Source organism: Thauera linaloolentis 47Lol = DSM 12138, assembly GCF_000310205.1.
GTDB classification, from domain to species: domain Bacteria; phylum Pseudomonadota; class Gammaproteobacteria; order Burkholderiales; family Rhodocyclaceae; genus Thauera; species Thauera linaloolentis.
The window spans coordinates 1-8,549 of record NZ_AMXE01000111.1 but is presented as its reverse complement, the minus strand read 5'-3'; the positions used below and the strand labels follow the sequence as shown (position 1 = coordinate 8,549).

Here is an 8,549-nt window from a genome sequence, read left to right as displayed (position 1 = left end):
TTCGTCGTCGAGGCCCGCGGCCGCGCCGCGCCGGGCGGCGGGCTGCCGCGCGTGCGCGGCGCCGAAACGGTGTCGCTGCTGCAGTATTGGCAAGGGCCGCCGGGCCTGGCGCATTCGGCGGTGCAGAGCTGCGGGGACGGCTGGGCGTGGATGGCGGCGCTGGCCGACGGCCGGCGCTACCTGCAACTGACGCTGGACGTGCGCAGTGCCGCGCTGCCGCCGAAGAAGGCGCTGGCCGGATACTGCGCCGCGCGCCTGCGCGAGATCGCCGCCGCCGAACCCTTCCTGCGCGACGCCGAGCCGGTCGGCGAACCGCATGCGCGGACCAGCACGCCGGTGCTCAACGAAGTGCTGGCCGGCGGCGACTGGATCCGCGTCGGCGACGCGGCGATGGCGGTCGATCCCTTGTCGGGCAACGGTATCTTCCAGGCCTTGTCGTCGGCGCTGCAGGCGCCGGCGGTGGTGGCGACGCTGCGCCACGATCCGGCGCGCGCGGCCCTGGCGCGCCAGTTCCACCAGCAGCGCATCGAGCACCTGTTCTACCGCTTCGCCCGCATCGGGCGCGATTTCTACGCCGCCGAGCACCAATGGACGGATTCGCCGTTCTGGGCGGCGCGGCGCGGCTGGCCCGATGGCGCGCCGCTGCATGCCGAGGTGACGCCGGCGTCGGTGGACATCGTCCGCCGGTCGGTGGTCGCCCATGGCAGGATCACCGAGGAAGAGGTCGTCGTCACGCCCGACCAGCCGCTGGGCGTGTGGCATCTGGAGGGCGTGGCCCTCGCCCCCTTGCTGAGGGCGCTGAGGGCGGCGCCGGCGCGCCCCGCCGAGAGCGTTCTGCAGGGGCTGGACGGCCTCGACGGTGAGGCCGCGGCACGAATCGCGGGCTGGATGCGTGCGCAGGGATGGATTTCCTGAGGCCCGGATTGCCGATTTGGGCTAATGGGTGAATAAATTTATTGAATATCAACCGGCGCGGCGCAGGGTTTCCGACGGAAGCTCGCCGAACATGGCCTTGTATTCGGCCGAGAAGTGCGACAGGTGCCAGAAACCCCAGCGCGCCGCGATGTCGGCCACGGTCGTGCGTTCGCTGCCGGCGGTCTGCTTCAGGGCGCGGCGCACGGCGTTGAGGCGGATCGCGCGCAGGAACTTCACCGGGTTCAGGTTGAGCACGTCCTGGAAGCTGTATTGCAGCGTGCGGCGCGACACGCCGAGCTTCACGCACAGGTCGGCGACGGTGATCGGCTCGTCGATGTGCGTCTCCATGTACTCGCGCGCCCGCGCGACGACGAACTGGCGCGCCCTACAGGACGGCGCGAGGCTGGGCGAGGCCGGTGCCGGCGGCAGCGTGTCGAGCAGCGTGGCGAACAGCGCCTGTTCCATGGCCGTGCGCATCTGCGCGTGGCGCAGCAGGTCCGGCGTGGCGCGCAGGCTGGCCATCATGGTCGACAGCAGGGCGCCGAAATCCGCCATCTGCTGCGGGCTGGCCGGCACCGTCGTGCGCCCGGCGAGTTCGGCTTCGAGGTCGCGGTGCTCCACCTGCAGCGCATAGGTGTTGAGTGCCGCAGTATCCGCCGTACAGGCGACGATCTCGAGCCGGCGCGGGGTGCGGAAATCGAGCTCGTCGCTGCCGCCGAGCGTCAGCATCGAGTCTTCGGAATAGGTTTCGCCGCCGAACCAGCCCGTGCCCTCGATGGCGATCGGCACCGCGACGGTGCGCGAACCCGGCCAGGCGATGCCGGCCTGATGCACCGACTGGTTGAGCGCCTCGCGGAACAACTGCACGTTGCCGAAGCAGAACTCCTCGAACTCTCCGGCGAAAAGCCCGGCGCTGAGCTGGTCGTACTGCTGCTGCCAGTTCGTCAGGCAGGCCGCGTGCTCGTCGGCGTCCAGCGTGTCGCGCAGCGTGTAGGAAAAGGGCGGGTTTGCGGGGGGATCACAGGGCGGGGCTGCACTGCGCGTTTCCACGGGTCCGGCAGCCGCGCTCATTGCCCCCGCCTCCCCGGCGCGTGCAGCGTGGCGAACATGTCTCATCCTCACTCGATCGATGTGCGATCGTTTTTTTCGTTATGTGCCCCGTTTCCGGGGTTCGAAGGCATGCGCGGTCTTCGCTCGCGCGCCTCTTGGTCCAGCATGGCACGCAGGGTCGTGTTGTGCAAGCCGGGGCGCGGCGCCGGCCTTGCCGTTTTGGGCTAACGCAGATCGCCTTGCCGCGCCTAGGATTTGCCCAGCCCCCGCGTGATGCCGACAGCGATCGGACAGGCGGGTGGTAGATGTCGATGTTGCGCAGGCCCTCGCAGAAGGGCCGGGAGGGCGGCCCCGTGCCGCGCTCCGGCAGAGAGGAGACTCAGGATCGGATCGCCTTTCGCGGACCGGCCGGCATTCGTCCTCGGCCTGTGCAGCATGGCAGCGCCCTCCGCGCAGCAAGCGGCCGAGCCGCGGTGCCGGAGGGGGCTTCATCCACGGGTACCAAGAGGAGACCGGTCTTGAAGATCAAGAGAATTGCCGCCGCGATGAGCGGCGTGGCTGCAGTCGGCCTTGCGCTGGCGTCCTCGCCGGCCGCCGCCGCTGCTTCCGCCGAAGCCGTGCTGCGCACGAAGTGCCAGACCTGTCACACCGAAACCGATGCGGGCTTCAGCCGCATCGCCGACCAGCGCAAGTCGCCCGAAGGCTGGCTGATGTCGATCGCCCGCATGCAGATCGTGCATGGCCTGAAGATCACCGACGAGGAGCGCCGCGCGGTCGTCAAGCATCTGGCCGACAGCCAGGGGCTGGCGCCGTCCGAGACAGAGGGCGCGCGCTATGTCCTCGAACGCCGGCTGAACACCATGGAGGCGTTCGAATCCGAGCAGTTCACGCAGATGTGCGCGCGCTGCCACTCCGGCGCGCGCGTGCTGCTGCAGCGCCGCCCGGCGTCGGAATGGGAGCATCTGGTGCATTTCCACCTCGGCCAGTACCCCACCGCCGAGTTCCAGGCCTTCGGCCGCGACCGCGACTGGCTGGGCATCGCGCTGAAGGAAATGGTGCCCGAGCTGGCCGCCAAGCTGCCGCTGCAGTCCGAAGCCTGGAAGGCGTGGCAGATGCGTGCGCCGCAGGCGGTCGAGGGCGTATGGAGCCTGAGCGGCCACATGACCGGCCGGGGCGGCTTCTCGGGCGTGATGAAGGTGTCGGCCGGCAAGGGCAAGGACATCCACGCCCTGAGCTTCGAAGGCCGCTGGGACGACGGCAAGCCGATGGCGGGCAAGGGGCAGGCGCTGATCTACACCGGCTACGAATGGCGCGCCGATCTGGTCGTCGACGGCACGCCGATGCGCCAGGTGTTTGCGCTGGAGGACGGCGTGCTGCGCGGGCGGATGTTCCTGCGCGACCACGACGAGGTCGGCGCCGACGTCGTCGCCAGCCTGCAGGGCGATGGCAAGCCGCGCGTGCTGGCCGTGCATCCGGCCTACCTGAAGGCGGGCGAGGAGGGCGAGCTGCGCATCGTCGGCTCGAACCTCGCGGGCGAGATCGGCCTGCCGCAGGGCGTGAGCCTGCTGCAGACGGTGCAGCGTTCGGCCAATGAGGTGGTGCTGCGCGTGCGTGCGGACGCGGCGGCGCGCGGCGTGCAACCGGTGGCGGTGGGCGCGGCCAGCGGCGGCAGCCTGGCGGTGTACGGCAGCATCGCCGGGATCAAGGTGCTGCCGGCCTACGCGGTGGCGCGCATCGGCGGCAACGGCGCCTCGACCGCCAAGGTCGAGGCCCGCTTCGACGCCGAGGCCTGGGACGCGGGGCCGGACGGCAAGCCGGGCACCGGCGACGACTTCCGCATCGGCGTGGTGCCGGCCAAATGGTCGGTGGCGCCGTTCGACGAGGTCGCGGTGCGCGACGAGGATGTGAAGTTCGCCGGGCTGATGGACGAGGCCACCGGTGTCTTCGTGCCGGGCGACGCCGGCCCCAACCCGGTGCGGCGGATGTCGGCGAACAACGTCGGCAACCTGAAGGTGGTGGCCGAGGTGATGCAGGGCGGCGAGGCGCTGCGCGGCGAAGGGCAGTTGATCGTTGCGCCGCAGCGCTGGAACAACCCGCCGATTCCCTGATCGGCCGCATTCGACGTTCCGGCGGGCCCCGGCCCGCCGCCCGCAATCCCGACGACAAAGGAGGCTCCCATGGGCGCCGTCTTGAATCTGGTGCAGCACAACCTGCACGAGCTGCGCGTCGACGACACGCGCATGCTGTTCCACATCCCGAGCAGTTCGCTGTTCGCGCTCGACCCGCTGACCGAGGCATTGATCGACCGCATCCGCCGCCAGAGCCTGACCGCCGAGGCGCTGATCGACGGCCTGCGCACCGAGTTCGACGCCGACGACGTGGCCGGGGCGATCCGCGACCTGGTGGCGCTGGAGCTGGTCGACGACGGCCGCCCTGCCGGCGCTGCTGCCGCCGCGCACGTGTTCGAGCGCTTTCCGCTGACCACGGTGGTGCTCAACGTCAATACCGGCTGCAACCTGAGCTGCACCTACTGCTACAAGGAAGACCTCGACAAGCCGTCCGCCGGTCGCAAGATGGCCTTCGACACCGCGCGCGACTCGATCGAGCTGCTGCTGCGCGAATCGCCCGACGAGCCGCGCTACAACGTGGTCTTCTTCGGTGGCGAGCCGCTCAGCAACCTGCCGCTGATCAAGGAGGTGGTGGCCTACTGCGAGGAACGCTTCGCTGCCCTGGGCAAGCAGGTCGATTTCGTCATGACGACGAACGCCACGCTGCTCTCCAACGACACCATCGATTGGCTCGACGCCCACCGCTTCGGCCTGTCGATCAGCATCGACGGCCCCAAGGCGATCCACGACCGCAACCGGCTCACGGTCGGCGGCCAGGGCACCTACGAGACCGTGCGGCGCAAGGCCGAGCGTCTGCTGTCGCGCTACAGCTCGCGGCCGGTCGGCGCGCGCGTGACGCTGACGCACGGCACCACCGAGGTCGAGCGCATCTGGGACCACCTGTTCAACGAGCTGGGCTTCGCCGAGGTCGGCTTCGCGCCGGTGACCTCGGGCGACGTCAGCACCTTCAACCTGAGCAACGAGGAAGTGGCCGAGGTCTTCGACGGCATGAAGCGGCTCGGCCGGCGCTACCTGGAGGCGGCGCTGGAGGGGCGCAACATCGGCTTCTCGAACATGCACCAGTTGATCACCGACATGCACGAAGGCCACAAGAAGCTGCTGCCCTGCGGCGCCGGGCTGAAGATGCTGGCGGTCGACCACAAGGGCGAGCTGAACCTGTGCCACCGCTTCACCGGCTCCGAACTGCCGACTTTCGGCAACGTCAGGGACGGCATCGAGCGCGAGCAACTGGGCGACTTCCTGTCGCAGCGCCTGGACCGGACCGGCACCGGCTGCGCGAGCTGCCGCATCCGCAACCTGTGCTCGGGCGGCTGCTACCACGAGAGCTACGCACGCTACGGCGACGCCACGCATCCTACCTATCACTACTGCGATCTGATGCGCGACTGGGTGGATTTCGGCATCGAAGTCTACAGCCGCATCATGGCCGGCAACCCGGCCTTCATCGAACAGCACATTACCCCGAGGAGGGCGTCATGAAACATCTGAAGGCAATCAACAACAAGGCGAAGCTGCTGGAGCAGGCCGTGGGCGAGGACCGCGTCGAGGAAGTGGTGGCGATGAGCGCGATCGCCGGCTGCACCGCGACCGTGGACCCCGGCTGGGAAGTCGATGCCTTCGGCGGCGTGGCCTCGCTGTGCCAGCCGATGGAGTCCGATCTGTACGGCTGCGCCGACCCCTGCTGGTGGCCCGCCCAGGTGCCGGACACGATGGTCACCTACCCGGACTGGAACAAGGATGCGGCCAACACCCGCGAAGACTGGCGCAACCTCGGCTCGGTGTTCCCGGGCGACAAGCTGTAAGGGGGCAGACATGAAGAAGACGACGATCGGCGGCGCGCTGTGCCGCAGCCTGGCCCTGGCCGCCTGTGTCGCCGGCGGCGCGACGCCGGCCGCGGCGGCCAACGAGTCGCTGGCCCTGAAGACGGGCAGCGAGTACCTGATGGTGGCGAACTACCCGAACAACCTGAACGTGGTCGACGTGGCGGCGGCGAGCGTCTACAAGACCTGCACCCTGCCCGACGCCTTCGGCCCTGGCCTGACGCAGATCTCGCCCGACCGGCGCACCGCCTACATCCTCAACAACCGTTTCGGCACGATCTACGGCGTCGAGCTGGATACCTGCAAGCTCACGTTCCGCGCCGAGATGTCGCTCGCCGACAACGAGCGCGCGAAGTCCATCGCCTCCTTCACCGTCAGCGCCGACGGCAAGGAACTGTATGCGGTGCAGAATCCGACCACGATCAACCGCGACCACTACCGCGTCGGCGAGCCGCGCTTCGCCGTCTATGACACCGGCGCCGGGCTGAATGCCCGCCCGGTGCGCGTGTTCCCCGCGCCGCGCCAGTCCACCATCATGCAGGCGGCGCCCGACGGCACGCTCTACCTCGCCGGGCAGAACCTGTACACGGTGGACGTGAAGACCGGCGACATGAAGGTGAAGCTGCCGATCCGCGACTGGAACCGCAGCACCCATGCGCCGCTCGACGTGCTCTACGTGTGGCCGGTGCAGACGCCGCAGCGCGACTTCACCATCCTCTACACCACGGCCGCATACCAGGACGGCACGCAGGACATGGCGACGGCCGAGTTCCAGTACGGCTACCTCAACGTCAACCTGAAGACCGGCGAGGCCGAAGCGCGCGAGTTCGGGCCGCTCACCGAGATCTACTTCACCGGGCTGCGCTCGCCGAAGGACCGCAACGTCATCTACGGCCTGCTGCACCGGCTGGCGAAGTACGACATCGCGCAGCAGAAGCTGGTGCACGCGGTGGAACTGGACCACACCTACTACACCTTGCTCACCAACCAGGACGGCAGCCGGCTCTACCTCACCGGCACCTTCAACGACATCGCCATCTACGACGCGGATTCGCTGACCAAGCTCGGCAACGTGCAACTGCCGGGCGGCGACATGTCGCTCGGCACGGGCCAGGTGTTCGTGCGCTGAGGGGCCGGCCCCGTTCCCGCGGCGGGACGGGGCGTGCGCGGCCTGCCCGCCGCACGGCTTCACCACCGATAAGAAAATGATCGAGGAGACGATGGAATGCGCATTCTGATGAACGTGGCGGCCGCGCTGGCCGCCGGGCTGGCCACCCTGGGGCCGGCCCATGCCTGGGAGCTCTACCAGGGCGAACGGGGCTCGCTGGGGCTCAAGGTCGACGCCATGGCGGGCGCCTTTTCCACTCGCGAGGACTATCTCGGCGAAGGCGGCCGGAAGTGGCGGGAAGCCTTCGTCCATGGCGTGCTGGTCGGCAGCACCCGCGCCGGCGACGGCGAGCTGTATGGCGGCCTGGGCGCCATCGCCCAGGGCACCTGGGGCGACGGCGACGCCGGCGGCTACACGACCGGGCGCGAGCGCGACGTCGACCTGGAGGATGCCTACCTCGGCTGGCGCAGCGCGGGCGGCGTGTTCGACTTCTCGTTCGGGCGCCAGCAGTTCCAGCTCGGCGACGGCTTCCTGATCGCCGCCGACCGCGTCAACCTCGGCAAGGGGCTGGAAGGGCCGGGCATCCGCGTCGACCGCGGCGGCGCCTATTACCTGGCGGCGAAGAAGAGCTTCGGCAACACCGCGATCCTGCGCGTCGACCCCGCCGGCCCGTGGCGCGGCGATGCGTTCTGGCTCAAGTCGAACAACCCCTACCAGCAGGACACCGAGCTGGGCGGGCTGAACCTCGAATATGTGTCCGAGACGCACGGCACGCTCGGCCTGAGCTGGATGAAGGTGCTCGGCGTCGACCGCGGCGCCGGGCTGGGCGCCTTCGACCAGCGTGACGGCATGCGCATCGCCAACCTGCGCGGCCAGGGCAGCCTGGGTGTCGACAACCTGTTCGTGGCCTTCGAGTACGTCGATCAGCGCGGCGGCGACACCGCGGTCAAGAACGACGCCGACGCCTGGTTCGTCGAGGGTGGCTGGACCTTCGCCGACGTCGCCTGGAGCCCGACGCTGAACTACCGCCATGCGCGCTTCTCGGCCGACAAGGCCTCGACCGATCGCAACGAAGCCTTCGATCCGCTGTTCTTCGGCCTCAGCCGCGGGCTGGGCACCTGGTTCCAGGGCGAGGTCGCGGCCAACTACGCCGGGCCGGCCAACAGCGGCAACAAGGTCGACCGCCTGGAGCTGACGCTGGCGCCGCGCGAGGACCTGTCGGTCACGCTGCAGTACTGGGACATCCGCTCGATCGGCGACGCGGCCGACCTGGACGGGCGCGAGATCGACCTGTTCGCGTTCTGGCAGATCAACGACAACGTCACCTTCGTGCCGCTGCTCGGCCTCTACGAGCCGCGCGGCAAGGACGTGAAGAGCCTGCAGGGCAACGACAGGCGCAACGTGTATCTGCAAGCGGTGCTGATCTTCAACTACTGATCTGACCACACACGAAAGGAGACGAGACATGCAGGACTACATGGACACTCTGAAGGCGCCGGTGAGCGAGGCGACGCGGCGGTTTCTGTC

General features: G+C 69.1%; 7 protein-coding genes. 6 read left to right on the top strand and 1 reads right to left on the bottom strand.

Annotated elements, in window-relative coordinates; genetic code table 11:
- A partial coding sequence (gene qhpG / locus C666_RS17545; RefSeq protein ID WP_004345644.1) for a flavin-dependent monooxygenase QhpG occupies window positions 1-915 on the top strand: 915 nt, incomplete at its 5' end.
- Window positions 916-963: 48 nt separating this feature from the next.
- Here qhpG and C666_RS17540 read toward each other — a convergent pair.
- A complete protein-coding gene (locus C666_RS17540; protein ID WP_004345641.1) occupies window positions 964-1,986 on the bottom strand; it encodes a helix-turn-helix domain-containing protein in 1,023 nt (340 codons plus the stop codon).
- Window positions 1,987-2,483: 497 nt separating this feature from the next.
- Between C666_RS17540 and peaA the strand changes: the two genes are divergently transcribed.
- The 5 genes from peaA to C666_RS17515 all read left to right on the top strand — a co-directional run bounded on the left by peaA (window position 2,484) and on the right by C666_RS17515 (window position 8,459).
- Complete coding sequence (gene peaA, locus C666_RS17535) at window positions 2,484-4,073, top strand: quinohemoprotein amine dehydrogenase subunit alpha (RefSeq protein ID WP_004345637.1); 1,590 nt, start codon at window positions 2,484-2,486, stop codon at window positions 4,071-4,073.
- 69 nt (window positions 4,074-4,142) lie between these two features.
- Entirely contained in the window at window positions 4,143-5,573 is a 1,431-nt protein-coding gene (gene peaB / locus C666_RS17530) for a quinohemoprotein amine dehydrogenase maturation protein (protein ID WP_004345635.1), read from the top strand.
- The gene (qhpC, locus tag C666_RS17525; RefSeq protein ID WP_004345631.1) at window positions 5,570-5,896 is read left to right on the top strand and encodes a quinohemoprotein amine dehydrogenase subunit gamma; all 327 of its coding nucleotides are present in this window, start codon (window positions 5,570-5,572) and stop codon (window positions 5,894-5,896) included. The genes peaB and qhpC overlap by 4 nt, the downstream gene beginning before the upstream one ends.
- Window positions 5,897-5,906: 10 nt before the next feature.
- On the top strand, window positions 5,907-7,043 hold the full coding sequence (gene peaD, locus C666_RS17520; RefSeq protein ID WP_004345628.1) for a quinohemoprotein amine dehydrogenase subunit beta: 1,137 nt from the start codon (window positions 5,907-5,909) through the stop codon (window positions 7,041-7,043).
- A gap of 96 nt (window positions 7,044-7,139) precedes the next feature.
- On the top strand, window positions 7,140-8,459 hold the full coding sequence (locus C666_RS17515; protein WP_004345625.1) for an alginate export family protein: 1,320 nt from the start codon (window positions 7,140-7,142) through the stop codon (window positions 8,457-8,459).
- Window positions 8,460-8,549 lie beyond the last annotated feature (90 nt).